At 68.1% G+C, this 1,990-nt stretch carries 1 protein-coding gene; it reads right to left on the bottom strand.

Annotated elements, in window-relative coordinates; all coding sequences use genetic code 11:
• Window positions 1-198: 198 nt before the first annotated feature.
• On the bottom strand, window positions 199-1,860 hold the full coding sequence (locus IEZ21_RS23610; RefSeq protein WP_033324904.1) for an AbeC-like domain-containing protein: 1,662 nt from the start codon (window positions 1,858-1,860) through the stop codon (window positions 199-201).
• Window positions 1,861-1,990: the final 130 nt, after the last annotated feature.

The following is a 1,990-nucleotide window of genomic DNA, read 5'->3' as shown; positions in this document are numbered from 1 at the left end:
CGCGGGGCTGTATCAACATGCGGCTCCGCCGCGATGGGGGTCCCCCCGCTCTGGGGGTCCCCCCAGGCCCTTAAGGCACTGGGGGAGCAGCCGAGAGTGGGGGAGCGACCAGCCACAACGGACCTGCAGCTTCGAACCGCGCCCAAGTTCACAGGACCCCTTGCCTCCGGGCACCCCTCCCGCTGAACCGCCGGAGGCCTACGCGTCGTAGACGTCTGCCTTGCTGGGGGCCGCGTCCTGGACCTGGGTGCTCAGGAACGCCGAGCGGGTGCCGAACTTTTCGGTGTTCACGCCGTTCTCGTCGAGGACGCGGATGGCCGCGGCGTGGACCACGCGTAGGACGGGCGTCGCGGCGCGCAGGGCGTCGTCGGCCATGAAGCGGTGGCGCCAGGGCTTGGCGGCCCAGGCGTGGCGCAGGCCGAAGGGCTCGGGGAGGATCAGCTTGCCGCCCAGCCAGTCGAGGATCGGCGGATACCAGGTGAAGGGGGCGCGCACCGCGAGCCGTACCACCTCGTCGGTCTCGACCAGCGGTAGCTTCCGCTCCGTCGTCTCCCAGAACTTGACCGTTTTGGCGACTTCCTTCGTCTTGGCCTCGGGCTTCGAGGTGAACAGGGAGTGCACGGGCCCCAGGGCATGACCGGTGACCTCGATCCGCAGGGTCTCGTGCAGCACGGTCACGGTGATCAGCATCGTGATGATCAACTGGCCGTCCCAGAGAGTCCATTGGACCCCGAGGTAGTGCCGGTCACCGCTGCCGAACTGCTGCTTGTTGCAGATGTCCTGGATGGCGTGGTTCTTGATCTGGTACGCGTCCACGTCCGTACCCCCCGGCCGGGACACCTCCTTGGCGCCCTCACCGATCGGTGTGACTACCCAGTGCCGTATCGAAGGCTTGGGAAAACCACCGGTGTTGAGTGGCCCGCGCTCCAGCATGCGCAGCTGGTCCTGGATCGAGCGTATGACGTCCCAGCTGCGGAAGGGGTGGATCTCCTTGTTGGCGTCGGCGGGCACCAGATCCTCGGCGAGATGCCAGCTGCCCCAGCGCGTACCCATGCCGAGTATGCCCTTGGGCCCGGCGTAGAACACGGAGTTGGACTGCTGCTCGGCGGTGAGCCGGGCCAGCCCCTGGCGCAGCCGCTCGGCCGCGGTCTCACCTGGACTGCCGGGCACCGCCTCGGGGATCTTGGCGCCGATGCCGCCGCCGGCCAGCAGACTGCCCCAGCGCTCGCGCATGTCCTTCGCCGTACGCTCGCAGATCTGCCTCGCCCAGAACCAGCCGAGGACGGGTGCGACGACCGCCGCGCGGGCGTACCAGGCCCAGAAGCCGGTGAACGGCATCCGGATCAGGAAGATCACGGCGAGGGCGGCCACGCCGACCAGGAGGGCGGTGGCGAGGGCGGAGGCGCGCTTGTCGGTGGTCTTGTCGATCGTCCGGCGGATCTGGAAGACCAGCAGCCAGACGAGCAGACCGGGCAGGAAGATCAGACCGGTCAGCACCATCACGGCGGTGAGCCAGCTGTCACGCTCCTTGCGGATGCGGTTGGCCGCCAGGCAGTGCTCGACGACGACCTGTGGCTCCGTGCCGAACGACTGGATGAGCGGCTTGCGCGCACCGCCCAGCATCCTCAGTTGCACGGCCCGCGCGAACGCCTCGCCCAGGTTCGGCTTGAAGATCGTCGCCCACTTGAGGCCCGGCTTGACAGTTGACTTGTGCCATTCGCTGTTGGCTTCGAGAATCTTGTCGACGGGGCCGTCGCGGTACGCCGCCGAGGCCAGGGCGAACGTCGCCGCCGTCTGTCCCGCGGCACCCTGGAGCGGAATCTGTGCCCCGGGCCTGAAATCGAATCCGTCGTCCGCCACTGACCGCCCCCATCGCCGCCTTGCTCCGCTGCTGCGGCTTTTCCCGACTTCCGTACTCCGCACACCTGTTGATCAGGTCGTCGTCTTGATCAGGTTCTCAGAGTAGCCGCCAGGACCGACAATCGTCGGG

This window comes from Streptomyces flaveus (assembly GCF_014647675.1).
Classification (GTDB): domain Bacteria; phylum Actinomycetota; class Actinomycetes; order Streptomycetales; family Streptomycetaceae; genus Streptomyces; species Streptomyces flaveus.
Note: the sequence above shows the minus strand (reverse complement) of the source record. Positions and strands in the feature narration are given on the sequence as shown.